This is a genomic window from Actinopolyspora sp. BKK2 (assembly GCF_011291845.1).
In the GTDB taxonomy this organism is placed as follows: domain Bacteria; phylum Actinomycetota; class Actinomycetes; order Mycobacteriales; family Pseudonocardiaceae; genus Actinopolyspora; species Actinopolyspora saharensis.
In genome coordinates this window covers 21,523-48,357 of sequence record NZ_JAANTE010000014.1, presented here as the reverse complement: position 1 = coordinate 48,357, position 26,835 = coordinate 21,523, and the positions used below count along the sequence as shown (strand labels likewise).

At 69.3% G+C, this 26,835-nt stretch carries 22 protein-coding genes and 1 pseudogene; 10 read left to right on the top strand and 13 right to left on the bottom strand.

Going from position 1 to position 26,835, the window contains the following annotated elements; translation table 11 throughout:
* Positions 1 to 160: 160 nt before the first annotated feature.
* Positions 161 to 1,045 carry a MaoC/PaaZ C-terminal domain-containing protein gene (locus tag G9Q41_RS20885; RefSeq protein ID WP_165633091.1) on the top strand — a complete coding sequence of 295 codons (885 nt, stop codon included), beginning with the start codon at positions 161 to 163 and terminating at the stop codon, positions 1,043 to 1,045.
* A gap of 218 nt (positions 1,046 to 1,263) precedes the next feature.
* Here the strand turns inward: G9Q41_RS20885 and G9Q41_RS22490 are convergent, their stop codons facing one another.
* Together G9Q41_RS22490 and G9Q41_RS20880 are read right to left on the bottom strand one after the other, a co-directional pair.
* Positions 1,264 to 1,389: a hypothetical protein gene (locus G9Q41_RS22490; protein ID WP_278250948.1), complete on the bottom strand. Its 126-nt coding sequence runs from the start codon at positions 1,387 to 1,389 to the stop codon at positions 1,264 to 1,266.
* 314 nt (positions 1,390 to 1,703) lie between these two features.
* Positions 1,704 to 1,907 carry a cold-shock protein gene (locus tag G9Q41_RS20880; protein WP_017972566.1) on the bottom strand — a complete coding sequence of 68 codons (204 nt, stop codon included), beginning with the start codon at positions 1,905 to 1,907 and terminating at the stop codon, positions 1,704 to 1,706.
* A 498-nt stretch (positions 1,908 to 2,405) separates the two neighbouring features.
* Here G9Q41_RS20880 and purS point away from each other — a divergent pair, with 498 nt between their 5' ends.
* Genes purS through purL form a run of 3 tightly spaced genes read left to right on the top strand, consistent with a single transcriptional unit; the run spans position 2,406 to position 5,649 of the window.
* Positions 2,406 to 2,645 (top strand): phosphoribosylformylglycinamidine synthase subunit PurS, encoded by a 240-nt coding sequence (gene purS / locus G9Q41_RS20875; protein ID WP_092525189.1) that lies wholly within the window; start codon positions 2,406 to 2,408, stop codon positions 2,643 to 2,645.
* Positions 2,642 to 3,328: a phosphoribosylformylglycinamidine synthase subunit PurQ gene (purQ, locus tag G9Q41_RS20870; RefSeq protein WP_092525187.1), complete on the top strand. Its 687-nt coding sequence runs from the start codon at positions 2,642 to 2,644 to the stop codon at positions 3,326 to 3,328. Before purS ends, purQ begins: the two co-directional genes overlap by 4 nt.
* Complete coding sequence (gene purL, locus G9Q41_RS20865) at positions 3,325 to 5,649, top strand: phosphoribosylformylglycinamidine synthase subunit PurL (RefSeq protein ID WP_165633090.1); 2,325 nt, start codon at positions 3,325 to 3,327, stop codon at positions 5,647 to 5,649. Before purQ ends, purL begins: the two co-directional genes overlap by 4 nt.
* Before the next feature lie 386 nt (positions 5,650 to 6,035).
* Here purL and G9Q41_RS20860 read toward each other — a convergent pair whose 3' ends face one another.
* On the bottom strand, positions 6,036 to 6,857 hold the full coding sequence (locus tag G9Q41_RS20860; protein WP_165633089.1) for a lysozyme: 822 nt from the start codon (positions 6,855 to 6,857) through the stop codon (positions 6,036 to 6,038).
* Positions 6,858 to 7,249: 392 nt separating this feature from the next.
* On the opposite strand from G9Q41_RS20860, the gene G9Q41_RS20855 reads away from it, so the two are divergent.
* A complete protein-coding gene (locus tag G9Q41_RS20855; protein ID WP_207631140.1) occupies positions 7,250 to 9,439 on the top strand; it encodes an EAL domain-containing protein in 2,190 nt (729 codons plus the stop codon).
* 138 nt (positions 9,440 to 9,577) lie between these two features.
* Here the strand turns inward: G9Q41_RS20855 and G9Q41_RS20850 are convergent, their stop codons facing one another.
* The gene (locus G9Q41_RS20850; protein ID WP_092525183.1) at positions 9,578 to 10,429 is read right to left on the bottom strand and encodes a GGDEF domain-containing protein; all 852 of its coding nucleotides are present in this window, start codon (positions 10,427 to 10,429) and stop codon (positions 9,578 to 9,580) included.
* Positions 10,430 to 10,801: 372 nt separating this feature from the next.
* Here G9Q41_RS20850 and G9Q41_RS20845 point away from each other — a divergent pair, with 372 nt between their 5' ends.
* Positions 10,802 to 12,073 (top strand): glycosyltransferase 87 family protein, encoded by a 1,272-nt coding sequence (locus G9Q41_RS20845; protein ID WP_092525181.1) that lies wholly within the window; start codon positions 10,802 to 10,804, stop codon positions 12,071 to 12,073.
* Between the two features lie 320 nt (positions 12,074 to 12,393).
* On the opposite strand, the gene G9Q41_RS20840 is transcribed toward G9Q41_RS20845, so the two are convergent.
* Complete coding sequence (locus G9Q41_RS20840; RefSeq protein ID WP_165633087.1) at positions 12,394 to 13,923, bottom strand: hypothetical protein; 1,530 nt, start codon at positions 13,921 to 13,923, stop codon at positions 12,394 to 12,396.
* A gap of 233 nt (positions 13,924 to 14,156) precedes the next feature.
* Positions 14,157 to 15,227, bottom strand: a complete 1,071-nt coding sequence (locus G9Q41_RS20835; protein ID WP_092525175.1) for a hypothetical protein — start codon at positions 15,225 to 15,227, stop codon at positions 14,157 to 14,159.
* A 380-nt stretch (positions 15,228 to 15,607) separates the two neighbouring features.
* Here G9Q41_RS20835 and G9Q41_RS20830 point away from each other — a divergent pair, with 380 nt between their 5' ends.
* Entirely contained in the window at positions 15,608 to 16,738 is a 1,131-nt protein-coding gene (locus G9Q41_RS20830; RefSeq protein ID WP_092525172.1) for an AI-2E family transporter, read from the top strand.
* Positions 16,739 to 16,860: 122 nt separating this feature from the next.
* Here the strand turns inward: G9Q41_RS20830 and G9Q41_RS20825 are convergent.
* Positions 16,861 to 17,115 (bottom strand): annotated as a pseudogene (locus G9Q41_RS20825) (recombinase family protein); the annotation flags it as partial.
* A 114-nt stretch (positions 17,116 to 17,229) separates the two neighbouring features.
* Here G9Q41_RS20825 and G9Q41_RS20820 point away from each other — a divergent pair.
* The gene (locus tag G9Q41_RS20820; RefSeq protein WP_165633142.1) at positions 17,230 to 18,045 is read left to right on the top strand and encodes an SGNH/GDSL hydrolase family protein; all 816 of its coding nucleotides are present in this window, start codon (positions 17,230 to 17,232) and stop codon (positions 18,043 to 18,045) included.
* A 210-nt stretch (positions 18,046 to 18,255) separates the two neighbouring features.
* Here G9Q41_RS20820 and G9Q41_RS20815 read toward each other — a convergent pair whose 3' ends face one another.
* On the bottom strand, positions 18,256 to 19,137 hold the full coding sequence (locus G9Q41_RS20815; RefSeq protein ID WP_165633141.1) for an NAD(P)H-binding protein: 882 nt from the start codon (positions 19,135 to 19,137) through the stop codon (positions 18,256 to 18,258).
* A 148-nt stretch (positions 19,138 to 19,285) separates the two neighbouring features.
* On the opposite strand from G9Q41_RS20815, the gene G9Q41_RS20810 reads away from it, so the two are divergent.
* A complete protein-coding gene (locus tag G9Q41_RS20810; RefSeq protein WP_165633086.1) occupies positions 19,286 to 20,191 on the top strand; it encodes a LysR family transcriptional regulator in 906 nt (301 codons plus the stop codon).
* On the opposite strand, the gene G9Q41_RS20805 is transcribed toward G9Q41_RS20810, so the two are convergent.
* The 4 genes from G9Q41_RS20805 to G9Q41_RS20790 all read right to left on the bottom strand — a co-directional run bounded on the left by G9Q41_RS20805 (position 20,175) and on the right by G9Q41_RS20790 (position 24,066).
* Positions 20,175 to 21,386 (bottom strand): acyltransferase, encoded by a 1,212-nt coding sequence (locus tag G9Q41_RS20805; RefSeq protein ID WP_165633085.1) that lies wholly within the window; start codon positions 21,384 to 21,386, stop codon positions 20,175 to 20,177. The two genes, G9Q41_RS20810 and G9Q41_RS20805, sit on opposite strands and share 17 nt — an antisense overlap.
* 81 nt (positions 21,387 to 21,467) lie before the next feature.
* On the bottom strand, positions 21,468 to 21,962 hold the full coding sequence (locus tag G9Q41_RS20800) for a hypothetical protein (protein ID WP_092525163.1): 495 nt from the start codon (positions 21,960 to 21,962) through the stop codon (positions 21,468 to 21,470).
* The gene (locus tag G9Q41_RS20795; RefSeq protein WP_347567565.1) at positions 21,959 to 23,368 is read right to left on the bottom strand and encodes a HAMP domain-containing sensor histidine kinase; all 1,410 of its coding nucleotides are present in this window, start codon (positions 23,366 to 23,368) and stop codon (positions 21,959 to 21,961) included. The genes G9Q41_RS20800 and G9Q41_RS20795 overlap by 4 nt, the downstream gene beginning before the upstream one ends.
* Positions 23,369 to 23,388: 20 nt before the next feature.
* Complete coding sequence (locus G9Q41_RS20790; RefSeq protein WP_165633083.1) at positions 23,389 to 24,066, bottom strand: response regulator transcription factor; 678 nt, start codon at positions 24,064 to 24,066, stop codon at positions 23,389 to 23,391.
* A gap of 113 nt (positions 24,067 to 24,179) precedes the next feature.
* Here G9Q41_RS20790 and G9Q41_RS20785 point away from each other — a divergent pair, with 113 nt between their 5' ends.
* The gene (locus G9Q41_RS20785; RefSeq protein ID WP_165633082.1) at positions 24,180 to 24,842 is read left to right on the top strand and encodes a polysaccharide deacetylase family protein; all 663 of its coding nucleotides are present in this window, start codon (positions 24,180 to 24,182) and stop codon (positions 24,840 to 24,842) included.
* Positions 24,843 to 25,357: 515 nt separating this feature from the next.
* Here the strand turns inward: G9Q41_RS20785 and G9Q41_RS20780 are convergent.
* Positions 25,358 to 26,554: a GGDEF domain-containing protein gene (locus tag G9Q41_RS20780; RefSeq protein WP_165633081.1), complete on the bottom strand. Its 1,197-nt coding sequence runs from the start codon at positions 26,552 to 26,554 to the stop codon at positions 25,358 to 25,360.
* Between the last annotated feature and the right edge of the window lie 281 nt (positions 26,555 to 26,835).

Here is a 26,835-nt window from a genome sequence, read left to right as displayed (position 1 = left end):
CAGCTCTCGACGTGACGGCGATGCGCTGTCCGACCGGTGTTGTTGGCGCGGGGCAGCGCCGAAGCATCACCCCGCCCACCGGCACCGCCGCGGGTTCCCCCGCGGAACCACCCGAGCGAATCAAACCGCGCACTCCCCAACGGAAAGGTGGAAACCGGCGATGTCGACAGCAGAACTCACCGAGTCCCCGAAACTCGGCCCGCTGTACCTGAAGGCCGCGGCCACGGCCCCGCTGCGCCGGGGAGCTTCGGCGGAGGAGGACCTGCCGGGCACCGAGTACGTGCGCTCCGACGTCCCCGTCGACCGCGAGCACCTGGCCGAGTACAACCGGATCTGCGGGTTCGGCACCAGGGACGAGCTGCCGCTCACCTATCCGCACATCACTTCGTTCCCGCTCGCGGTGCGCCTGATGACCGACCGGGACTTCCCGTTCCCGCTGGTCGGTCTGGTCCACGTGGCCAACAGCATCACCAGGCACGAGCCGCTGCTGGTGACCGACACGCTGACCCAGCGGGTGCGCCTGGCCGGTCCGCGTCCGCACCCGAAGGGGATCCAGTTCGACGTGGTCACCGAGACCGGTGTCGGCGGACGGACCGTGTGGACCGAGACCAGCACCTACCTGCACCGGGGGGCCAGGAACGAGTCAGCCCCCCGGCAGGAGGACATCGCCGAGATCGAGGCGGGGCAGCCCACCGCGGTGTGGAAACTGCCCGGGGATCTGGGCAGGCGCTACGCCGCGGTGTCCGGGGATCGCAATCCCATACACCTGCATCCGCTCACGGCGAAGGCGTTCGGCTTTCCCCGGACGATCGCTCACGGCATGTGGTCCGCGGCGCGCTGCCTGGCGGCCTTCGAGGGGCGGCTGCCCACGGCCTGCACCGTGGACGTCGAGTTCGCCAAGCCGGTGCTGCTGCCCTCGCGGGTGGAGTTCACCGAGCGGACGGCCCCGGACTCGGCGGAGAAGTCCTTCGCGCTGCACTCGACCGCGGGCAGGACCCATCTGCGGGGGCGGCTGCACCGGAACGAGGCGGGAGAGGCCGCATAGATCGCTGCTCCGGCACCCCGAGCCGAGCGCCGGAGCGTTTCGAGGCCGACGTTGCCACGCCGAAGCGGCCCCGGTAACTCGCACCGCCACGGGGTCCTCGCGTTGCTCTCACGAGGACGCCTCGATGTGACGTGGGGTGCTGCTCGATGTCGGGGCCCGGAGCTCGAGCCCGCGGGAGATTCCGCCACCCGCGCCACCGCGTGAGCGGGTGGCGGCTCTCAGGAGGTGGGTTGTTCGAAGGGGTTGTTGAGTCCGCTCTTCGCGGCCTGCCGGTAATCGACGGCCTCGGATTCCGGTTCGAAACCCTCGAGCGGTTCCGGCTCGATGAACCGGACCGGGCTCACGGAATCGTGTCGGCGGGGGAACTGCTTCCGCCGGGCGCCACGTCGGTCGACCCCGTGCGACTGCTCGGGGGACACCGGTCGGCGGGTCTCCGCCGACTCGTCACGACGCAGCTGCTCACCGGAGAACGGTGATTTCGTTGTGGAGATAAATTTCCTTCCTCCGCCCGGGCCTGGTCGAAAGGCCCGTGGCGTTCCTTCGACAGCGCCGCGGAGCGGGCGAGTGCCCGCCCGTGGCGGTGAGCGGAGCTCCGCTCACCGGGCGAACGGTGGCTGCCGGAGCGAGCCGGCAGCCACCGTCACGCGAAACGCGGAAGTTACAGTCCGCGCACCATGTCCGCCTGCGGACCCTTGGGCCCCTGGGTGACCTCGTAGGTCACCTGCTGGTCCTCGTCCAGGCTGCGGAAGCCGTCGGCGTCGATCGCCGAGTAGTGCACGAAAACGTCAGGACCGCCCTCGTCCGGGGCGATGAAGCCGAAGCCCTTTTCCGAGTTGAACCACTTCACGGTTCCCTGTGCCATGTTCTACCTCCTGTTTCGGAGCCGGAATAACGAACGACCACACCTCGTGGAAGCCCGGGTCGTGGATCTCAGACGGCACCTACTCCAGCTGAACTAAAGACGGAAGCTCGCCCGCATCGGAATCCTGCGAGCATGTTGAAACACGATCTCGGAACAACGACCACTTCCCACCCTACGCCCCGCGGGGCCGTCCCGCCGCACTGCCGGTTGGCCCGTCCCGGAGTCGGGTGACTCACCGGTCCTGACCGGCCGGTTTTCCGGTATCCGTGGCGGGCGCGGCCCGGTAACGGTCCTGTCCCGAGGACGATCCCGGCGAGGGGGCGGTGCGCCACCCGAGCGGACCGGGCGCTCCACGGCCGCGAGCGTGACCCACCCCACCCCACTGCCTCCCCGGCTGCGCGGAGGGAACTCGCAGCTCAGTTACGCTTTACTCGTAACGCCGACCATCCGTCGCCGTACTGCGGAGGCGGATCCGCACAAGTTCCGGGAGCGACGCCCGTGGCCCGAGTCGTTGTCGACGTCATGCCGAAGCAGGAGATCCTCGACCCGCAGGGTCAGGCGGTGGCCAACGCGCTGCCCCGCCAGGGTTTCGAAGGCATTTCGCAAGTTCGCCAGGGAAAGCGGTTCGAGCTGGAGGTCGCCGACGACGTCGACGACGACACGCTCGCCAAGATCGCCGAGAGTTTCCTCGCTAACCCCGTGATCGAGGACTGGGCCGTGCGCCGGGTGGAATCATGAGCGCGGCGGGGGCCAGGATAGGCGTGATCACCTTCCCCGGCTCGCTGGACGACGGGGACGCCCGTCGCGCGGTGCGCCGGTCCGGGGCCTCCGCGGTGTCGCTGTGGCACGCCGACGCCGACCTGCACGGCGTGGACGCCGTGATCGTCCCCGGCGGGTTCAGCTACGGCGACTACCTGCGCTGCGGGGCGATCGCCAAGTTCGCACCGGTCATGACCGAGGTCGTGCGCGCGGCCGAGCGGGGGATGCCGGTGCTCGGGGTGTGCAACGGCTTCCAGGTGCTCTGCGAGGCCGGACTGCTTCCCGGGGTGCTGACCCGCAACGAGGGGTTGCACTACGTCTGCCGCGACCAGTGGCTGCGCGCGGAGAACACCACGAGCACCTGGACCACCCGCTACGAGCCCGGCGCCGATCTGCTGATCCCCGTCAAGCACGGTGAGGGCTGCTACGTGGCCGACGAGTCCACGCTCGACGAGCTCGAGGGCGAGGGCCGGGTCCTCTTCCGCTACGTGGACGGAAACCCGAACGGCTCACGGCGCGACATCGCGGGGATCACCGACGCGCGCGGCAGGGTCGCGGGGCTGATGCCCCACCCCGAGCACGCGATCGACCCGCTCACCGGGCCCACCGACGACGGCCTCGGCATGTTCCTGTCCGCTCTCGACACCCTGGTGCCAGCATGACCGAAACCACCCACGAACCCGCCGCACGAGCCGACGGCGACTCCGAGCGCGTGGACAGCACCGAGCACGCCGCGCGGACCCCCGAGGCCGCGCAGCCCTACCGCGAGCTCGGACTGGCCGACGACGAGTACGAGCGCATCCGCGGGATACTCGGGCGCCGCCCCACCGAGGCCGAGCTCGCGATGTACTCGGTCATGTGGAGCGAGCACTGCTCCTACAAGTCCTCCAAGGTCCACCTGAAGTACTTCGGCGAGGCCACCACCGAGCAGATGCGGTCCAAGATGATCGCGGGCATCGGGGAGAACGCCGGGGTCGTCGACGTCGGCGACGGCTGGGCGGTCACCTTCAAGGTGGAAAGCCACAACCATCCCTCCTACGTCGAGCCGCATCAGGGCGCGGCGACCGGTGTCGGCGGCATCGTCCGCGACATCATGGCGATGGGGGCGCGCCCGGTCGCGGTGGCCGATCCGCTGCGCTTCGGCCCCGCCGAGGCTCCCGACACCGCGCGGGTGCTGCCCGGTGTGGTCGAGGGCATCGGCGGGTACGGCAACTGCCTGGGGCTGCCCAACATCGGCGGCGAGGTCGTCTTCGACGAGTCCTACGCGAGCAATCCGCTGGTCAACGCCATGTGCGTCGGGGTGCTCAAGTCGGACGAGGTGCAGCTGGCCCACGCCAGCGGCGCGGGCAACAAGGTGATCCTGTTCGGCGCGCGCACCGGTCTGGACGGCATCGGCGGGGTTTCCGTGCTCGCCTCGGAGACCTTCAGCGGGGACGAGACCGGCGGCGGACGCAAGAAGCTCCCCAGCGTGCAGGTGGGGGACCCGTTCACCGAGAAGGTGCTCATCGAGTGCTGCCTGGAGCTGTACCGCTCCGGGCTCGTGGTCGGTGTGCAGGACCTCGGAGGGGCCGGGCTCTCCTGCGCCACCTCCGAGCTCGCCTCCGCGGGCGACGGCGGGATGTGGATCGACCTGGACGAGGTGCCGCTGCGCGCGGAGGGGATGAATCCGGCGGAGATCCTGTCCAGCGAGTCGCAGGAGCGGATGTGCGCGATCGTGCGTCCCTCCGATGTGGAAGGCTTCATGGAGGTCTGCCGCAAGTGGGACGTGACCGCCACCGTCATCGGTGAGGTCACCGACGGGGAGAACCTGGAGATCGACTGGCAGGGTCAGCGCGTCGTCGACGTCCCGCCCCGGACGGTGGCCGACGAGGGGCCCGTCTACGAGCGCCCGGTCCAGCGCCCGGCCGAGCAGGACCTGATCACCGCGGACAACCCGGACACGCTCGCCCGCCCCTCCACCGCGGAGGAGCTGCGCGAGACGCTGCTGCGCATGGCGGCCTCCCCCAACCTGTGCTCCCGCGACTGGGTGACCAGCCAGTACGACCACTACGTCCGCGGCAACACCGTGCTGGCGCAGCCCTCGGACGGCGGGGTGCTGCGGATCGACGAGGAGACCGGACGCGGCATCGCCGTGGCGACCGACTGCAACGCCCGTTACACCAGGCTCGACCCCTACCGGGGGGCCCAGCTCGCCCTGGCCGAGGCCTACCGCAACGTGGCGGTGACCGGTTCGAAGCCGGTGGCGGTGACGAACTGCCTCAACTTCGGCTCGGCCGAGGACCCCGCGGTGATGTGGCAGTTCCAGCAGGCGGTCCGCGGACTGGCCGATGCCTCGGCCGAGCTGGGCATCCCGGTCACCGGCGGCAACGTGAGCTTCTACAACCAGACGGGCAGCAGCCCGATCCTGCCGACCCCCGTGGTCGGAGTGCTCGGGGTGATCGACGACGTCACCCGCCGGATCCCCACGGGGATCGGCGCGGCTCCCGGTGAGTCACTGCTGCTGCTCGGCGACACCCGCGAGGAGTTCGGCGGCTCCGAGTGGGCCGGGGTGGTTCACGGTCACCTCGGTGGCACGCCGCCGGCCGTGGATCTCGCCGGGGAGAAGCTGCTCGGCGACATCCTGGCCGTCGGTGCGCGGGACGGGCTGGTCTCGGCAGCGCACGACCTCTCCGAGGGCGGGCTGGCCCAGGCCCTGGTGGAGATGTCGCTGATCGGCGAGACTGGGGCGCGGATCGTGCTGCCCGAGGGAGCCGACCCCTTCGTGTGGCTGTTCTCCGAGTCCGCCGGGCGGGCCGTGGTCTCGGTGCCGCGCGGTGAGGAGCTGCGCTTCACCGAGCTCTGCTCCGCCAGGGAGCTGCCGTGCACGAAGATCGGGGTCGTCGACACCGAGTCCCAGTCGCTGGAGATCCAGGGAATCGGCGACATCCCGCTGTCCGAGCTGCGCAGCACCTGGGAGGGAACTCTGCCCGCCCTGTTCGGCTGACGTCCCGCGGCAGAGCTCTGCGCGGGTGGGTCGCGGTAGCCGGGGCACGTGAGTCGGTGCTTCGGGAGCGTTGGAGGGCACCTCGAGCAGCGACCTTCGCCACGTGCCCTTCCGGCCTTGCAGTGCATCCGACTCACGCACCGGGGCTTCTCCTCCTGCACGGGCTCGTAAGCGCTCACCTCGTGCGGAGGGTTTTCCGGGGACTCGACTCGTGCAGTGGATCGTTCTCAGTGCCAGCGGCGCCTGCGGACGTTCCGGCGGGCAGTGCCACCGCTTCGGCGCGGGCAGCGCCGAAGCGAACCCCGCCCCGAGCACCGCTTTCCGAGCGGACGATTCGTCCGGGGCTCACGACGCGCCGGCCGTGCGCGCACGGTCGGCGCCGTCGCTCACTTGTTGAGCGCCAGCCGCCTCAACTGCTCGTAGGTGCCGTTGAACAGGTTCTGATCCAGCGGTGAGGACGTGTACTGCCAGAACGTGTGGAACCCCCAGCCCTTGGGCAGTTCCCCGATGAAGTCGTTGTACCGCGCGATCCACAGCGGGTTCGTCGAGCCGAACTCGCCGTCGACGCACTTGTTCCACCAGCGGGTGCTCGTGTAGATGGTGGGGTACCTGCCGGTGAGCTTCCGGTAGGTGTCGCTGAAGTCGCGGATCCAGGCGGTCATCTGCCCTCGGCTCTTCCCGTAGCAGGTGGGCCCGTACGGGTTGTACTCGATGTCCAGCGCCCCGGGCAGCGTTTTGCCGTCGGCGGACCAGCCTCCGCCGTTGCGGACGAAGTGCCGCGCCTGAACGGCTCCGCTGGAGCGGTCCGGCAGGGCGAAGTGATAGGCGCCCCTGATCATGCCCACCCGGTACGAGCCGTTGTACTGGTGGTTGAAGTCCGGGCTGGTGTAGCCGGTGCCCTCGGTCGCCTTCACGTAGGTGAAGCGCATCCCCTTGCCCCACCAGTGCTGCCAGTCGACCCTGTTCTGGTGACCGCTGACGTCCATGCCACGCACGGAGGCGTTCTTCAGGGTGTTCGGCCCCTTCCGGGGGACGGTCTCCTCGTGCTTCCGGATCTGTGAGCCCATCGAGTGGCCACCGACCTGCCGCCCCGCGGACGAGGAGCTCGCCGCGTACGCGGAGGTGCTCAGCAGCAGGACCGCGCTGAAGATCGCTGATAATCCGTAGGTCAACGCGCCGGCGCGCCCGGATCTGACTGAACGGTGCATGCGTTTCCCCTTAGAACTTACACAAAACCTTGCTCGAGTGGTCGGGTTGCGCGCTGTGCTGGTGCTCTACTGCATCCGCGGTCCTGCGGTGACTGCCGTTGTCGGGTCTCGGTTGCGTGGCGTGCGGAGCGAGCGTTTCACTGCTTCCACCAGGTGTCGTGTTACCGTTTGACCACAACGAGGCAAAACGGACAACGCTCAATCGGCAAAATTCGACCTGTTCGAGTGACATGAACGTCGGTTTCGATCTTGGTCCGCATCTCCTGCCGACCCCGTGGGGATAGCTACCCTGGACGACAGCAGGTTCCGCGTTCGACCGACGGGTGGCATCGGCCGTATGCTCCCCGAGTACCTTGCGCGGGCGACTACGACGAGCGGAGGGCGCCGCAGGCATGACCGGCTGGACAGCGCCTGTATCGAGCGCTCAGGACGTGACTGATGTGGACGGGGAACGCAGGCGGGAGTTCGCCGCGGCTTGGACCCGGGCTCTGGTCGGGACCAGCTACGTCCCGATGACCGGAGCCGAGGTGGAGGAACAGCTGGAGGCCTACACCGCCCGGCTGGCCGAAGCGCTGCTCAGCCGACCGCAGAACACCGAAGGCGCTCGCGAAGTGGGCTCCGACCTCGTGTCGGCGCACTTCACCGGTGCGGAATCACTGGCCAGGACGGTGGAGTGCGTCGGGGAGCGGATGCTTCCGCTGTTCGGCCTCCCCGAGAGCCCCGAGCTGCGCTCCCGCGTCTCCGCTGTGCAGGCGGCGATAAGCGCGGGCTTCATGCATGCCGCGCGGAAGCGCACCCTGGACGAGCAGGAGGCGATCCGCCAGGCGGTCCTGGACGCCCGCGACTCGGTCGAGCAGGCCCTGCGGACCAGCGAGGCCAGGTTCAGGGCCATCTTCTCCGAGGCCGCCCTCGGCATCGGCGTCGCCGACACCGAGGGCCGGATCCTGGAGGCCAACGACTCGCTGCGCCGCATCCTCGGACGCACCTCCGAGGAGATGAACGGCCTGATGGTCCACGACCTCATGGAGCCGGAGGACAGCGACTCCATCTGGCGGACCCACGAGGAGCTCATCCGCGGCGAGCGGGAGCAGTACCGGGTGGAGAAGCAGTTCAGCCGCCCCGACGGGAGCAAGTCCTGGACGGAGCTGATCGTGTCCCTGGTGCGCGGCGACGACGGCCTGCCGCTGTACCAGGTGGCCCTGATGGAGGACGTCACCGACCGCAAGAGGCTGCAGGACAGGCTGCGGCACCAGGCGCTGCACGACCCGCTCACCGGGCTGCCGAACCGCGCGCTGTTCCTCGAACGCATCAACGAGGCGCTGCGCGAGAAGTCGGGGCCGGACGAGGAACCCAGGCGCGTGGCGCTGTGCTACCTGGACCTGGACGGCTTCAAGGTCATCAACGACAGCCTCGGCCATCACGTCGGTGACGACCTGCTGGTGACGGTCGCGCAGCGGCTGGCGGCGACCGTGAACGGCGAGGACCGGATGGTCGCGCGCATGGGTGGCGACGAGTTCGTGATCCTCATAGAGGGTTCCCGGGGAACCCAGCAGGCCATCGACGTGGCCGACCGGGTCCTGGAAACCCTGAGCCCCACCATTCGGGTGGGCAACCAGGAGCTGTCCGTCTCGGCGAGCATCGGCATCCTGGAACGCCCCGTGACGGGGCAGACCGCCTCCGAGCTGATGCGCGACGCCGACGTCACGCTCTACTGGGCCAAGGCCGAGGGCAAGAACCAGTGGGCGCTGTTCGACACCGAGCGCAACGCCAGCGAGGTCGCCCAGTTCAGGCTGTCGGCCACCATGCCCGCGGCTCTGGAGCGCAACGAGTTCTACGTCGAGTACCAGCCCCTGGTCGGTCTCGGGCAGTACCGGGTATCGGGCGTGGAGGCGCTGGTGCGGTGGTGGCACCCCGAGCTCGGCAGACTCGGCCCCGACAAGTTCATCGGCCTCGCCGAGGAGACCGGGATGATCGTCCCGCTCGGCCGCTGGGTGCTGCGCGAGGCCTGCAAGCAGGCCAAGGCGTGGCAGGACGAGTTCGGGCGGGACGCCCCGTTCATGAGCGTCAACCTGGCTGTCCGCCAGTCCAGGGACCCCAACATCGTCTCCGACGTGGCCGGGATCCTCGAGGAGACCGGGCTGGATCCGGCCATGCTTCAGCTCGAGCTGACGGAAAGCGCGATCATGAGTACCGCGGACGAGCCGCTCGAGAAGCTGCGCGCCCTCGCGCGCATGGGGGTCCGCATCGCGATAGACGACTTCGGCACCGGCTATTCCAACCTCGCCTACCTCAAGCACCTTCCGGTCCACGAGCTCAAGATCGCCGGCTCCTTCATGGAGGGCCTCGCCGACGGCGGCAACATCGACCCGGTGGACGCCAGGATCGTCGGCACGCTGGTGGACCTCTCGCACACCCTGGGGTTGACGGTCACCGCGGAAGGGGTGGAGACCCGGACTCAGGCGGAGCGGATGAGCGAGATCGGCTGCGAGACGGGTCAGGGCTGGTTCTTCGCCAAGCCCGACGCGCCGGGCGAGGTCCGGGGGCTGCTGGCCTCACCGGAGGAAAACGCCCGGTGGTTGTAATCGGGGCCGCGGGCCCCGCTGCGCGGCGTTGACGTTCTCCCCGGTCGTGGGCGGCCGGCCCGCCGGGGCGGTGTGTTTCGGCGCGGGCGGCGCCGAAGAGGGACCGGGCCGACCGACAACCCGACCGGAAAGCATCGGTCAGCTCTCCAACTGCTGCTCGGCACGACTGATCACCGAATGGACCGAGGCGTTGCCGTCGCTGGTCACCCAGGAGACCCGAACGCTCGGCCGGATCTGCTTGTTCTCCAACCGCATCGGCCGGGCCACGGCACCGCGGGCCCGCTCGGCGATCTCGGATCCCGTCCCGCTGGGGTGTTCCACCACCAGGGCGAACTCGTCGCCCCCGTAGCGCGCGACGGTGTGCTCGTCGCTGAGGCTCTGCCGCAGCCGCCCCGCCAGCACGGTCAACAGCTCGTCGCCCTGGGCGAAGCCGTGCTCCACGTTGAACTGCTCGAGCCTGCGGATGTCGGCCAGCACCAGCGTCGCCAGCGTCCCGCGACAACGCGCCCTGGCCAGTGCCTGGTCCAGCCGGTCGAGCAGCAGCACACGCCCGGGAAGACCGGTCAGCGGATCCACCATCCCCCGCGAGTGCGAGACGTCGGTGTCCACCGGTTGCAGGAACATCAGCACGCGTTGTTGCGAGTGCATCCGGACGGGCTGGTAATCCATCCAGACGTGCCCGCTCGGCACGTCGTGCTCGGTAACGACCACCGGAGTGGACATGCGAGTGCCGGTACGCAGCACCTGGCTGGTCAGATCCGACCAGTCCGGCAGGTGCGCGCCCGCGCTGTCCCGCATGGCCCAACCATCGGGACGTGACCCGGTAAGCAGCTCGGTGCGATCCAGCCGCAGCAGGTCCGCGGCGGCGTCGTTGGTGGCCAGCACCTGACCCCGCTCGTCGGTGAGCATGAATCCGGCGGTCAGTCCCATGATGAGTTCATCCCACACTCCGGTGAGCTGGGATGCGCTAGTGGCATAGACAACACTCATTCGGAGCTACCCTCCCCACCAGATGGAGCAGTGAATTTGAGCCTCCCCTGGTGGCGGGACCAAATTCAAGAGTCCAACTACCACACGTCATGGTGTTTTTTCGTTGTGCTATTTACGTAGCGTCAACAAAACGCCGGGAAGAGCACTCCTAATGATCGATTTTGCCCCACAGGACAACGGTTCCACAACAAGTGCGTGAACACGGTGGGGAACTCTGGCCGGGGGAGCTGACCTCCTAATCTGGTGTCGTTCTCGACAGCAGTCGGCACCCGAGCGGAATCTACGGGCGGTGGAAGAGTGCGGCCTACGGAGGCTCCCCCCGGCAGGGGACCCCTTGCAAGACTGATCCACGAACACCGCAGGATCATCCCGGTGATCCTGCTGTGCGAGTTCTTCGCCCTGGTCATGGTCTCGGCGATCAACCCGCACGCGCACATAGACGGGGAGGTGTACCAGCTCGGGGCGCGGGCCTGGCTCGACGGGATGCCCATCTACCAGGACCTTCCCCCCACGCAGTCGGGGCTGAGCCTGCCGTTCATCTACCCGCCGTTCGCCGCGATCGTGTTCACCCCGCTGGCGCTGGTGTCCAAGGCGAAGGCCGTCACCGCGATCATGCTCGTCAGCCACCTGGCGCTGCTGAGCACGCTCTACGTGGTGCTGCGGGCGGCGCCGTTCAGCGCACGCCGCCGTGAGCGGACCATGCTGCTCACCGCGGCGGTGCTGCCGCTGGCCACGATCCTCGAGCCCGTCCGCGAGACACTGACCTACGCGCAGATCAACCTGGTGCTGATGGCGCTGGTGGCGATCGACTCGCTGTGGCGCATCGACGGGCGGCGCAAACTGCCCTACCCGCGCGGCCTGCTGATCGGAATCGCCGCGGGTCTCAAGCTGACCCCCGCGGTCTTCCTGCTGCTGCCGCTGCTGCGCCGGGACGTCCGCACGATCGTCACCGCGCTGGTGAGCTTTCTCGGAACGGTCGCGCTGGGGTTCCTGCTCGCCTTCGACGATGCGCGCAGGTTCTGGCTCCACGAGGTCCTCAGCAGCAGAGACGTTTCCTTCGGCCCCCAGTTCGAGGGCGACGCGTCCATCTACGCGGGCAACGTATCGCTGCGTTCCCTGCTTGCCAAGCTCGCCGTCCCCGAGCCGTGGCAGACCGGTGCGCTGGCCGTGCTGATCCTGCTCGCAGCGGCGTTGACCGTCTTCGGGATGCTGGCCGCGCTGTCCCCCAGGACGGGGAAGCGGGACCTTCCCACGGCGCTCGTGCTCAACGCCGTGTTCGGCCTGCTGATCTCGCCGATCTCGTGGTCGCACCACTGGGTCTGGATCGTTCCGGGACTGGTGCTGCTGTTCGGCAAGGGCTACGCGCGGCGGGACTGGCCGCTGCTGATCGCCACGGCGCTGGCCGCGGAACTGTACGTGATCGGCCCGCACTGGTCGGTGCCGCAGGGCGAGGGCAAGGAGCTCACCTGGGGCTTCTTCGAACACCTGATCGGCAACTCCTACGTCTACCTCGGGCTCGGCTTCCTCGTGTACCACGCTTGGCGCGGTTTCGTGGATCGGAAGTCCGGCGGGCTCTCGGACACGCCTCCGCTGGATTCATCCCCGCTGGACTCAACCGAGCAGGCCAGCGCCCGGAACTCGTAGCCGGCTCTCGCCCGGCTGAGTCGCTGAGCGCTCCGGCCCGGCGCACCGCAACCACCAGCGGGGGCACGCGGTGGGGACGGTTCGTGCGCGGCGTGCCCACCGCGTCCCGAAGTTGCCGGGGCCTCCGACCGATCGACCGGTGCCAACCGCTCATCCCACCGAGCAACTCGCACCGGTCGCACGAACCACACCGGACTGGCCACGAAAAAGGCCCGGGGAGCAGCGAACTGCTCCCCGGGCCTGCACCCCGCGGCAAGCGGTGACCGACAATCGCCGAAACGGTCACCGCCGCGCGGGGCGGGTGCGTACGTCCGGTGTGGTCAGGCCCGGACGTAGGCACCCCGCGGCACCGCCGCGGTGTCCGGCGCGCCGAACTTCGGCGTGCCGTTGGCATCGAGCGCGGGCAGCGGCATGGTCACGCCCTCGGCGGCTCGGAAGCTCAGCGCCTTCCCCAGCACGGGAAGTGCCATGCCCCCGTTCGCACCCCGCTGCGCGTCCTCGTCCGAGTTCCGCGTGGTCGTGGTCTCCCGGAACGGGTTGGAGGCCACCAGTTTGCGCTCCGGCATGGCAGCGGCCAGCTCGTCGACCGGCAGCGCCGTCGCCGGGGAGAGCTCGGGAGCGGTGGAGAACCGGACTTCCTCCCCCGCGTCGTTCTCGCTCAGCTCGTCGGCGGGAGCCTCGACGTTCAGGGCCCTGGCGACCCTGGAGAGCTCGCCCGCCGCAGAATTTCCTCCCAGGGTGTTGAGCTCGTCGAATCCGGGCAAGGTGTTCCCGGTATCCGGGACCCCGGCGGGTTCGGCAGCGGACTGCTCGGGGAGTTCGGAGAACAGCAGCTCCGGGTCGACCTCGGCCGGGACCTCCTCCACCCGCTGGTGCACCTCGCCGGGCAGTTCGAGCGGTGCGGAATCCCCGGCCGCACCGGCCCGCCGGTCGCTCCGGGAGGACAGCGCCGCGCGGAAGACCTCGTCCGGAACGGTGCGCAGGTCCGGGCCGGTTTCGAAGCCCACGCTGGTCAGGTCGACCGCGCTTGTGGCCAGCATCCCCTCCGAGTTGGCCTGCCGCCACAGCGACAGGAGCCCTCCCGAGTTCTCCGCGAGCCCGGGGGACTTCGCGGGGTCGGTGCTCGGAACCACCAGGGCGGAACCGCGCTGCTCGGCGCCGTCGACGTTCTCCACCTCGCCGGAGGGCGCGCCCTCGGAGACGCTTCCGAGGGGACCCGACCAGCTCAGCGAGCGGTGGAACCCCTCGGCCGGTTTCGGCTCTCTTGAGTGCGCCGCGTGCCTGCCGCGGGACCTCTCCCTGGGCTGCTTGCCCGTGGACACGTGCCCGCGGGTGAGGTGGGGCGCGGACGTCGCCTCGGGGGAGTCCGCTGCCGCGGGGGCCGGCCCCGGGGCGGGAGCCTCGTGCGGGCGGTGCGGCTGCGGAAGGTCCTGGGGCGGGATCCACTGCCGCTCGGTCGCGGCCGCGGGGTCGGCAGCCCGCTCCTCCGTGATGTGCGGGATCCGCAGCGTCCGCTCGCTGTCGGCCTCGACGGGCTCGTCGGTGATCGGGGCGATGGTGCCGACCAGGGTGTCCGCCTCGGACATTCTGGTGTCGAACTCCCGCTCGCTCCCCAGCGCGGGCAGGATCCGCGTTTCTTCCTGATCGGGGAACAACTCGCCCGCGAAGCACAGTCCACTTCGGCTGGGGGTGCCGTCACCCGAGGCCTCGGCCGGGGTCAGTGGCTCGTCGAACGGGGAGGTCGGACGATCGGGGCACTCCCCCGAGGCCGACGCGACACCGGTACCGGCCGCGAGCATTCCGCCGGTGACCAGTGCTGCCTGCACGCCTCGCCTGGCCCAAGTCTGCATGAAACTCTCCTTCGGACTTTTCTCCCGCGTCAGGAATGAGTCCTGATACGCAAGTCTGCTGCTGAAATCGCGTGAACAACTGGGGGAGCACTCGCGGTGCTCGAGCCGCTGTCGGACTTTTCCGGGCTTCGGTCGTGCCGCGGGCGTACGCGTGCGTCGCTCCGGAAGGCTCGGGATGTCCCGTCCGGGGACGAACCGCGTGTGGACGCGTCGCCTCGGCGGCCGGAAGGGGTTCAGTCGGGGGTGGTTCCCGGTTGGGGGCCGTCGGACTCCACGGGAGCGTTGACTCCCGCGATCCTCGGCGAGTCGAATTCCTGCGTGTCGGTCGGCAGGGCCGGCGTCCGCCCGGTCAGCCCGAATCCGGGGGAATTGCCGCCGCCCGGCGTGCTCGCGTCGGGGCCGCAGCCGCAACCGCCGGACGGGAACGGGGGCAGCTCACCGGGGTGGGGGGAGTTGTGGTCCTGTCCACCGCGCTCGTCGGCGTCGGCGGCACCGCGGTCCTCAGCCGTGGCGGTGAACGAACGTTTCGCGAGGTTCGGTTCCCGCTCGGAGAGCTCGGGGGCGTCGGGACGGGGGTCCGCAGTGGTGTTCAGGCTCGGGTTCGGGCTCAGGCTCGGGTTCGGGCTCGGAGCCCGCTCGGAGTCGTCGTGCGGGCGATCTTCGGGGGTTTGCTCGTCCGCGGACGGCACGTTGTCCGGCGCACCCGCCCCCAGCGAGTCGTTCACCCTGCCGAGACCCGACTCCACGGCTCCGGTCACCGATTCCTCGCCGGTCGCGCCGGACAGCACCGTGCCGGTGACGTGGCCGACGGGCCGCAGCACCGGCTCGGCTCCGCTCCGCACCGTCTCCACTCCTTCGGAAACGGGTTCGAGCACCGGATCCAGGGAGGTCTCCCGCTTCGAGTCACTGCTGTGCCGGTGCTGCCCGCCGGAAGCGCCGGTGGAGTCCGTGCCGGCCTCGGGACCAGGTTGCCGACCGTCCGGGGCGGAGGACTCCCGCGTGGCGGAACGGTCCTGCCCACCGTCCTTTCCGGTCAGCGTGCGCGCGAGGTTCCGCAACGGACCGTCGGCACGATCGGTCCGCCGGCCGTCTTCGGGGTTCTCCTCCTCCGCGACGGAGGAGCTGTCGAGTCGAATGAGCGCTCCGCGGTCCTCCACGGAGTCCGTTCCGGAAGCGGCGGCCTGGGCGGATCCGAACAAGCAGGCGGCCGATATGCCGGCCACCGTGCCACCGACCACGATCAGCGCACGGCACAGCCACCGCCGTTGGCGGTTACCTGCCGAAGACTGATCGTCAACGGACATCGGACTCCGCGGCCTCCTTCGGAGAGCGTTCCCGCCGGAACACCGCCGAGCGAGTCCGGACGCTGCCGTCCGGCCACCCGGGCCCGTGATCGTGCTCCGCACGGCTCTTCTCCGGACTGTTCTCTCCGGACCGTGGGAACCTCACGGAAGCGAGGTGTTCCAAGCGGATTACCGAGGATCACTCTTCCAAAACGACTCCGGGGAACGCATCCACTCCGCGCCGAGTTACTCACATCGTGTGAGTGGGTCAGCACTCCGAGCATTCACTCCGGAGTCCTCTCGCCCGCCCGGGCCCGCGGACGGGGCGGGGACGCGCCCCGAGTACGTCCGAACACGACTGGTCGTACCAACCGCCCCCGGAACGCAGATACGGTTGCGGTGTGAGTGCCACCAAGGTCACGAATTCCGACGAGGCCGCCCGGGTCCCACCCGCGATCCGCCTGACCGCCGCCATCGGCTGGCGCATGTTGATCATCTTCGGGATGCTGTACGCCCTCGGGTGGATCGTGGGCAAGCTTTCCGTCGTGCTGATCCCCGTCGCGATCGCACTCCTGCTGTCCGCCCTGCTCGCTCCGGCGGTGTCGCTGCTCACCCGAATGCGCGTGCCCAGAGGGTTGGCCACGGCGGTGGTGCTCGTCGGGGGGCTGGCGGCCGTCGGCGGCGTGCTGACCTTCGTCATCAACGCCTTCATCGCCGGCCTGCCCCGCCTGCAGCAGCAGCTGACCGCGAGCCTGAACACCATCCGGGAATGGCTGTCCAGCGGCCCGCTGCACCTGGGGCAGGAGCAGATCAACAGGTACATCGACCAGATGGGCACCTGGTTGGAGGACAACCAGCAGCAGCTGACCAGCGGGGCGCTGGCCACGGCGACCACGGTGGGAAACTTCCTGACCGGGCTGCTGCTGATGCTGTTCACGCTGATCTTCTTCCTGCACGACGGGCGCAGGATCTGGCTCTTCCTGATAAACCCGCTGCCGGAATCGGTGCGCCCCCGGATCGATCTGGCCGGCTCGCGCGGTTTCGATTCCCTGATCGGCTACATCCGCGCCACCGGTCTGGTCGCGGTCGGTGACGCGCTCGGCATCGGCATCGGGCTCGCGATCATCGGGGTCCCGCTGGTCGTTCCACTGGCCGCACTGGTCTTCCTGGCCGCGTTCATCCCCATCGTCGGAGCGGTGGCCTCCGGCGCCGTCGCCATCCTCGTCGCGCTGGTGGCCAACGGCCCCATCGCGGCGCTGCTGGTGCTGGCCGTGGTGCTCGGGGTGCAGCAGCTGGAGGGCAACGTGCTCCAGCCGCTGCTGATCGGGCGCGCGGTGCGGCTGCACCCGCTCGCGGTGGTGCTGGCGATCAGCGTCGGCGTCATAGCCGGGGGGATCATCGGGGCGCTGCTGGCCGTTCCGGTGATGGCGATGCTCAACTCAGCCGTGCGTTCCCTGGCCGGTTCCTCCGAGGAGGAGGAAGGCGAAGCGGATGACGAGGAAGCGGAGGAGTCGGTGGCTCGGCCGGAGTAGGCGGTCGCTTGGCGGAACCTCGGTCGGCGCCCGGCTGCGGGAGCGCGCCCGTCGAGCAGCCACTTGGCCGCGCCGTCCAGCCCGTTCTTCGCTTTGCGGGAGATGTCGCGACGGCGAGCCTCGGCCAACGTGAGCGCTAGCTCCAAGGTCGGGGAGCGTTCGGTGTGCTCGCCGGCGGCGATGCCGTCCAGCACCTTGACGCTGATGCCGCGCTGGAACAGCTCGGACGGCGTCAGCAACCCGTCCAGGAGGTTGCCTCCCAGTCGGTCGACCTCTTGGACGGTGAGCAGGTCGCCGGGGCGGAGGTGATCCAACGCGTCACGCAAGCCGGTCCGGTCGGTGGCCTTGCTGGTGCCGCTGATCGCTTCCGCGAACACCCGCACCCGGACCGAGTCGAGCGCGTCGTGCTGCCGCTGCGGACCTCGACACTTGGTGTCACGAGCGGTCGCCGTCTCGGCTGCCGGCTGCGACACGACGGTGACATTTCATGGATGTCATTCGGACATGGGTTCGGGAACGTCGACTGCATGAGCAAAGCTACGAAGCTGCTGACCGCGACGTGTGCGCTGTTGCTAGCGACTGTCGGTGCGTGTGCGCAGAGCAACCGAGCCGACACGTCCGCTGCCGACGGGACGTCCCCGTCCGAGCAGGCGCCCAAGGTGTTGTGGGTCGGGGACTCGGTGGCAGCGCAGCTGGCGAAACCGCTCACCGCCGCCGCCGAGGCCAGTGAACTACCGTTCAAGTCCATCGCCGCCGCGGGCGGCGGCAACGTGTCGGGACGCGAGAAACTGACGCAATCAACATTTCAACGCCTGAACGAGGCACTGGACTCGTACAACCCGGACGTGGTGACCTACCAGGTATCCACGTACGACTGGGGGACCGAAAAGGAGCAGCGCGCGGCGTACGAAAAGCTACTGAGGACAGTCGCGGACTCCGGCGCGAAGCTCGCGATCGTGACGATGCCCCCGATCAAACCCGATGACTTCTACGAGGACCACATGGACGAGCTCGAGCGCACCACCCGATTGGTCGAGGAGGTGGCCGCGGGCTCGGACGACGAGGCCGTGGTCTTCGACAGCGCACAGGTGTGGGGTGAAGAGTTCCAGAAGAAGCGCGACGGCGAACTTTACCGCAAGTCCGACGGCATCCACACCTGCCCGCAGGGAGCGGCTCAGTTCACCGACTGGCTGCTGGGGGAGCTCGCCGAGCAGTTCGGCGGGATCACCGCCGCGAATCCCGAGTCCTGGGCCAACGCGGGCTGGTCCGGCGATTCCAAGTTCGAAGGTTGCCAAACCGGGGCCTGACCGCCGCGTCCACTGGCTGCTGAGTGCCGCTTTCGGCATGTCGCGCACTGACCTCCCGGTGCGCGACATGCCGAATTCGCGCGTCAGCTTCACCATGGTTTTCTAGCAGGAATCATGCGGAGCCGACGGAATCGTCGGAAGATATCCAGCACCGACCTGCGGAGTCGGCCCACGACTGGGTGACTCCTGCTTCGGCATGCCTGGCCGCATTCAGCGTGTGTCGGCGGGCTTCAGTACCTCCTCACACCACTGGCGGAAACTCGTGGGTGTGGTGGATTCCGGAGTGCGCGGTTCCGCGTTGTCCAGACCGTCGTTCTTGGCCAGCATCATGTCGATCATGCCCTGAGCCATTGCCTCGGACATGCCGTGCCCGTTGAGGTTTTCCCGGAGTGCCTCCCCGCTGATCCGTTGGAAGTCGATCGGGCGTGCCAGCACCTCGGAGATGATCCCTGCCATGTCACGGAACGACAGGTCCTCCGGCCCGAGAACCGGAACGCTGCCGTTGCCGGTCCAGGAGTCGTCGCCCAGCAGCGCGGCGGCCGCCCCGGCGATGTCCCGCGTGGCGCAGACGGGAGCGCTGCGCTCTCCGGACATCGGGGAGGTGAGCACACCGCTGTTCAACACGTCGGTCTGATTGAGGATGTTGTCCATGAACGACGGCATGGTCAGTGCGCGGTAGTGCACGCCACTGCTCGCGATCATGTCGTCCATGGCCAGCGACGCGGTGACCAGCCCGGCGTGTTCGGCCTGCGGCGTGCCGCGCCCGAGGGCGGAGATGCCGACTACCCGCTGAACGCCGTGGCGGGCGAACGCCTCGCACGCGGACCGCGTGAAGTCGAGATAGGCCGCCTCGACGCTGTCCGCCCGCGGGTTCGGGGGCGCCAGCCAGAACACGGTGTCGGCCCCCGCGAACGCCCGGTCGGCCACCGCAGGATCACCGTGCGAACCCTGCACGATCTCGACGCGGTTCCGTGCGCGGTCCGGTAGTCGTGACGGGTCGCGTGCGACCACTCGTAGCTTCTCGTCCGCCGCGAGCAGCCCGTCGAGGACCTGGCGGCCGATCTGGCTGGTGGGTGCCGTGATAACGATCAAGAGACTCTCCAGCTGGGTGTCGTTGTCGTACATGCGAGACGAGCCGACTTCGCGGGCTGTCCTGGCAGCGCGAGCGGCAGCACCCAGTCAACCCAGCGGGCTCGGCAGCGTGAAGGACCGATCCGGCCGATATTGATACCCTGTCGGTATGGGCGAGCCGGATGTGCGCCAGCTGCGGTACTTCGTGGCCGTCGCCGAGGAGCTGCACTTCGGACGTGCCGCCGGCCGACTCGGCATCGCACAACCGCCCCTCTCGCGGGCGATCCGCGAGCTGGAGCGCCAACTGGGCGCGCGGCTGCTGGAACGCACCACGCGACAGGTCACGTTGACCCCAGCGGGGGAGGGATTCCTGCGGGACGCACGCAGCGCACTCGACGCGGTCACGGCGGCTGCTCGGCGAGCGCGGAACGCGGGCGGGGACACGCCCACGCTGCGGGTCGCGTTCAAGGCCGACTGCGATGCGGGCCTGCTGCCCGGCATTCGCACCACCTACGAACGGGACGACGCGGCGCTGCCGGTCGAGCTGCTGATGGGCGGGCTGGGGCAGCAGGTACCGGCGCTGCTCGACGGCCGTGCGGACGTCGCACTGCTGCTGACTCCCTTCGACGACCGGGGACTGGACGCAGAACCGCTGCTGACCGAACCGCGCCTGGTGGCATTACCGGCGGACGACCCGCTGGCCGCCAGGGATTCCCTGGGCCTGGCCGACTTGGCGGGCAGAGCACTGCCCGACGGCACTCCGGCCGAACAGGGTCCGTCGGCGGGTCCGGAGGACCGGACCCGGACCAACCACCTCGACCTCACCCAGATCTTCAGTCTGGTCGAACTGGGCGACATGGTGCTGTTCCCGCCCGCCTCGCTGGCACACCGCTACCCGCGCACGGGAATCGCCTACAGAACTGTCACGGATCTCGAACCGAGCACCCTGTCCGTGGCGTGGCCCAGCGACTCCCGCTCGCACGCCGTCGCAGCATTCGTCCGTGCCGCCACGACTGTCGCGGCCGGCGCACCGCCGGACGGCGGCACGCCGGGCCCCGTCAGTCCAGGTTGCTGACGTCGACCGTGGACGGATCGGGCGTGGGCAGTGTCAGCCACAGCAACGCCATCCCGGCCATGAGCGCAACGAACGCGACCACCCCCTTGCGCCCCCTCGCCCACTCGGCGCGGAATCGGATCGGGTCCTCGATCAGGTACTTCGAGAGCGCGGCCAAGCCGATCGAGACAGCGCACACCACGGCGGTCAGCGCCCACCCGTCGAGCCCGGTCCGCTCCGGAGGCAGCAGCACGATGACGGGCCAGTGCCACAGGTACAGGCTGTAGGAGATCAGCCCCAGCCATCGCAGCGGCTGCCAGGCGAGGACCTTGGCGAGCAGCGCGTGCGGTGTCCGCGCGCACAGCCCGATCAGCAAGGCAGCGGCCAGGGAGTGCGCGAAGAGTCCGCCGTTGTACAGCCACAGCGACTCCTTACCGGCGGCAAGCGCCCATATGGCGCCGATTCCGACCGCCAGCACCACCAGCGCGGCACCCGCCCAACGGCCGACCGCGCGGGCCAGCACGGCACGCGCCCACGGGGTGGCGACCACGGCGCCGAGCAACAGCGAGAAGGCCCTGGTGTCGGTTCCGGTGTAGACGCGCGTCGGATCCACCGGGCTGACCAGCACGATCATCAACACCAGGGAGATGACCGAACACGCGGCAGCGACCACGGCGACCCGGCGATCCACCCGCAGGACTCCCCGAGTGACGAGCAACAGCAGCGCCGGCCACACGAGGTAGAACTGCTCCTCGACCGCGATGCTCCACAGGTGTTCGAACACCCGCTCCTGCCCGAAGCTGTCCCAGTAGCTGGCCGATTCCGCCAGCAGGTGCCAGTTCATCAGGTTCAGCTGCACCCACGGGGCGTCCGCGAGCGTCGTGCGCACCGTGCCGGGTGTTGCCACCAGCCATACCAGCACGGTGACACCGACGAGCACCGTCGCGAGCGCGGGCAGCAGCCTGCGGATCCGCCTGCCCCAGAAGGCGACCAGCGACACCGTTCCCGTTGTCTCGACTTCCCGCAGCAGCAACTCGGTGATGAGATACCCGGACAACGCGAAGAACAGGTCCACACCGAGGAAACCACCGGGCAGGTGGTCGGTGTGAAACAGCAGCACACCCAGTATCGCGATGCCGCGCAGCCCGTCCAGCGCGGGTTGATACGGCTTGCCCGCCTTCGGTTGAGCAGCCGTACTCGGTTGGACCTTCGTCATGGCATCCACTGTGCTGTGCCCGTGTCAGGATGCCGTCCGCGTCATGTCGCGGGTTTGTCGCAACCGGGTGTTCGCGGGGTGCTACCGCCCCAGTACTGGACAGGTGCGCGGTTCGGTCGGCCTGTCCGTGGTGAACGTCAGCACCACCTTGCTGGAGGGGTCCCCACCGCGCTGGATGTGTACGGCGAGCACGGTGCACACGATCTGATCGATACCTTTGGCCCCGTGAACCCTCCGGCGCGGTATCGGTAGCCGAACCGTGATCGTGTCGCCCGAAGTGGTCACCGGAATGTCCAGCGCAGTAGGCACGGAGTCCAGATGCACGCGGGAGTGCAGGGACCCCGCATCGGGATCCGTTCCGGTGAGCAGCAGCCGCAGGGCCTGTCCGATGGTGCCGAGGCTGCTCGTCGGTCGCCGTAGCACCAGGTTCCCCTCGGAGTCCAGCAGGTACACGGGAGTGCCCTTCGCGATGCCCGTCGCCGCATCTCCCCCGTTGAACACCTCGCTCGGACGCACCGTGCATCCGGTGAGCAGCACAACCAGCAGCACGCACAGCGCCGAGGCCGTTCGTTTCATGTTTCCTCCGACCAGCGTGGCAGCCTGACCGCGAACCGGGCTCCCGCACCGTCGGCATCGCCCGCCTCGACGGTGCCGCCGTGCAGCCACACGTTCTCCGCGGTGATCGCCATCCCGAGACCGCTGCCCGCGGACCGGCCGCGCGAGGAGTCCGCCTTGTAGAAGCGGTCGAACAGCTGCGCCGCGCCCTCCTCCGGCAGTCCCGGGCCGTTGTCGATCACCTCGAGGTGCACCTCCTGCTCGTCCGCGCTCAACCGCACCAATACCGGTGGTTCCCCGTGCCGGAGTGCATTGCCGACGAGGTTCGCCACGATCACATCCAGTCGGCGCCGATCCAGCACGGCGGCCAGCTCCTCCGGCGAGTCCAGCCGCACCTGCTCGGTCCAGGAGCGCGACCGCAGGCACTCCCGCACCACACCGGGCATGTCCACCCGTTCCAGGTGCGGCTGCGCGGCGCCCGCATCGAACCGGGCGATCTCCATCAGGTCCTCGACGAGCGACGCCAGCCGCCGGGTCTCGGCGATGGCAAGCTCGATGGAGGCCCGTGCGTCGGACGGCATCCGCTCCAGATCCTCTTCCAGCATCTCGGCAACGGAGGTCAGGGTGGTGAGTGGCGTGCGTAGCTCGTGTGACACGTCGGCGACGAACCGGCGGGAGTCGGCTTCCATTCTGGCCAGCTCGCCGATGGAGGACTGCAGCGAGGCCGCGGTGTCGTTGAACGTGGTGGCGAGCTCGGCCAACTCGTCGGCGCCGCTGGGCCGCAACCGAGCGTCGAGGTCGCCCGCGGCCAGTTTGCGCGCGGTTCCGCGGAGCTCGCGCACCGGCCGCAGCACGCCGCGCGCCGCCAGCAGGGCCAGCAGCACGGCGACCGGCAGCGCGAGCGCGCTCGTCCATATCGCGTTCCGGGTGAGCGCGTTCGCCTCCCGCACCACGTCACCGAGGTCACGCACCAGGTACACCTCGATCCCGGACGGCCGCTGCTGCCCGTCCACACCGGTGATCAGCACCGGGACGCCGATGAGCAGCTTCATCCCGGTGGCGGAGTCCACCCGCTGCAGCGCGAGTTGATCTCCGCCATGTACGGCGGTGCGCAGTTGCTCGGTGATCGCCGCTGTATCACCGGTGTGCACGCGCAGCGACTCGTACGTCACCACGACAGGCCCGTCGAGGGCATCCCGGATCTTGCGCAGGTCACCGGTGTCCGGCGGGTAGACGAGCGCAGGCGCGGTGTCGGTGATCCGCCGCGCAGCGGTGTCCGCGATCCGCTGTTGGGTCGACCGCAGCAGCGAGTTGCCGGCCGAGGCCGCACTCACCAAGGACGCCGTCGCGGCTGCGAGCACGGCAACCGCGACGCACGCGGCGATCAGTCTGGCGCGCAGCCCGCGCAGCACCCGCGGCGCACGCACATCACGCGACGCACGTCTCCTCATACCGGCCCGAACCGGTAGCCGAACCCGCGCACCGTCTGCACGAACACCGGCCGCGCGGGCTCGTCCTCGATCTTCGCGCGCAACCGCTGCACGCAGTTGTCCACCAGGCGGGAGTCGCCGAGGTAGTCGTACTCCCACACCAGCTCGAGCAGCTGCATGCGACTGAGCACCTGACCGGGCGAGCGGGACAGTTCCAGCAGCACGCGCAGCTCGGTCGGAGTCAGCGCGAGCTGCTGATCACCCTTGGTGACGGTGAGCGCGGCGCGGTCGATGGTCAGGTCGCGGTAGCGGTCGGACTGTGTCTGCTCGGCGAACGTCCCCCTGCGCAGCACCGCACGAATGCGCGCGTCGAGCACCCTCGGTTGTACGGGTTTGATCACGTAGTCGTCCGCACCGGCCTCGAGGCCGCCGACCACGTCGAAGTCGTCACCGCGCGCGGTGAGCATGATGACGGGTACTGCGGACTTCGCGCGGATGCGCCGACACACCTCGAAGCCGTCCATTCCGGGCAGCATCAGATCCAGCACCACGACAGCCGGTTCCGCCGAGGCCAGCATGCGGAGACCGTCCTCTCCGGTGCCCGCTTCGCGCGTCTCGTGCCCGTGCCTGCCGAGGGCGAGCGCGAGGCTGGTACGGATGGACTGATCGTCCTCGATCAACAAGATCTGCGCCATTACCGCGATTTTCGGGGAAAACGGACCGTTCTTGCGGGAGCGGGGCCTGATTGCGACACGATCGGGACATCACGACGACCGGATCGCCAAGGTCGTGGCGGACCTTCGGTTCCATGACCAAGACCACGTCGTGGCGCCGTGTCGCTACCGGACTGCTCCCGCTCCTGTGCGCCGTTGTGCTCGCCGGATGCGTCGCGCCCACACAGGCAGACAGCGATGCCAAACCGCTGTACCTGACCTTCGACGACGGGCCGTCGAACGACACCGACGAGATCCTGACCGTGCTGAACGACAATGACGTCCGGGCGACGTTCTTCACGCTCGGCGAGAACCTGGCCGGGAATCACGAGCTCGCTCAGCGCATGCTGGCCGAGGGACACGTCGTGGCGACGCACACCTGGAACCACCGAAACCTCACCAAGCTCAGCCCCGCGGAGCTGGACAGCCAGCTACGGCGCTCCGTGGACGAGGTGCGTGCCGTCGGCTCGGACAGCGACTGCATACGCCCCCCGTACGGCGCCACCAACGATGCCGTCCAGGATGCGCTCGCCGAACACGACCTGCGGTCGGTCCTGTGGAACGTCGACCCGAAGGACTGGAAGCGCCCGGATGCCGAGGCGCTCGCCGACCGCTTGGTGGAGGCGGCCTCCCCACGCGCCGTGGTGCTACTGCACGACGGCGGAGGCAACCGCGAGAAAACCATCCAGGCACTGCGCACCGCCCTGCCCGAGTTGCGCGCCGAGGGCTACGAGTTCCGTCCCGTGCCGGGGTGTTGAGAGCTGGCGAACGCCGGCTCCGGCGTCCGTAGCGGCCAAACACTCCCGAGGCGCCGACTGAGGTTCCGCCACCCGCACCGCCACGCAGCAGGAGCCGCCCGAGGTAAGTGCTTGCGGGCCTGACCAGGAGGAGAAGCTCCGGTGCGTGAGTCGGATGCACCGAGCGGCGCAGCCGCTCACACACCCGAGCAGTCGGCACCGCCGCGGGTTCTCAGTCGAGTGCCCGGCGAGGACGGCCCCGACGTTGTGTAGTTCCTACCCGATGTCGGGGCACCCGGAGCCGGGCGCCGACTGAGGTTCCGCCACCCGCACCGCCACGCAGCAGGAGCCGCCCAAGGTAAGTGCTTGCGAGCCTGGGCAGGAGGAGAAGCTCCGGTGCGCGAGTCGGATGCATTGCAAGGCCGGGCCGCTCGCCGCGTAGGTCGCTACTCAAGAGCGGCCCAACACAGCAAGGCGCCGACTCACGTGCCGGCTAACCAGCCACCTCAGCAACTCTGGCACCGCCGAAGAACTTCCTAAGCCAGGGTGACGGCATTCCTGCCTGCCGCCTTGGCCTCCAGCAGCGCCGCGTCGGCGGCCACGAGCAGGTCGCCCAGTTCGTAGCCGAGGCGCGCGGTTCCGGCCACTCCGATGCTGATGGTCAGGTCGTCGAGTCGGTGCTGCACACCTGCCGTGTCCCTGACCGGCACGGACAGCGAGGCGGTGGCTCTCCTGATCCGGTGGGCGACTTCGCCCGCGGCATCGGTGTCGGCTTCGGGCAGCAGCACCACGAACTCCTCCCCGCCGAACCGACCCACCAGGTCGCCCTTGCGCACGCTGCCGCGCAGCATCAGCGCCACCGAGGCCAGCGCCGCGTCGCCCGCGAGGTGCCCGAGTTCGTCGTTGACGCGTTTGAAGTGGTCCAGGTCCAGCAGCAGCACGGTGACGTCCTGGCCGCGCGAGCTCGCCTTGGCCAGTTCGGCGCGGGCGAGCTTGTCCCAGTGCATCGCGTTCACCAGGCCGGTCTTTCCGTCCCGTTGCGCCGAGCGCCGCCACTGCGGGAGCTGACCGGCGAGGTCGAGCAGCGCCATCGGCGGGGCCGCGAGCAGCGCGCTCGCCGCGCGGAACTCGACCGCCACGGCGATCAGCATCCCGAGGCTGACCGCGACGATGCCCAGCAGCACGTCTATGGGGTCACCGAGCACATCGGACTTGTCGGCCCGCGGGCTGCGTAGTCGTAAACCGGCCGCGACGAGCGCGGCGCGCGTCAGCAGCAGGGTGGCGCCTGCGGCGAGCAGCGCCCAGGGAGACCAGTGTGGGCTTTCCCAGCCCAGCACGGCTCGTGCGGCGAACGTGGCCAGCACGGTGGCCGCGTTGATGAACATCCAGCGGTGGGGAGCCTCCCGCGCGTCGAGCACCCCGTGCAGCGCCGGTCCGAGCAGCAGCAGCACGAGCAGGTTCGGGGGCAGGACCAGCAGACCGGCGACGAGGTAGCAGATGTGGATGGTCCACGGGTTGCGTCTGATGCCGTCCCGCAGGTGGATCGACAGCGAGGTCCCCACGATCACCACGCCCCCGGTCACGGCGAGCAGGCCGAATTCGTGCAGCTTCTCCGCGGTGGGGCGTTCGGTCACCGCGACCACGACCGCGACCGACAAGACCGCCGTGAGCTGCACCGCGAGCACGTACCACAGGGCCGCCGGCCTAAGTCTCCACAGTGGCCATTCCCCCACGGTTTCCTCCCCTTGCTCCTCTGCGGGAATCCTCGTACGAACACCGGCCGGGAACGCGGCCCGAGTTCCGTACACCGCCCGGAGGGACAGTGTGCACAATCACTCCAACCCTGCCACCCCTCTTGGGAAGCGCTTTCCGTGCCGAGTGCCGCTCCACGACGCGCCACACCGGCCGCGAGCCGGAGTTGCCCACCGACTTCACGAGGTGTCCTGCTCCGTGGACGGTTGCGGGCTCTCCGCGGTTCCTTCCGGCACTGCGGCAGGATGTCTCACGGATCTCC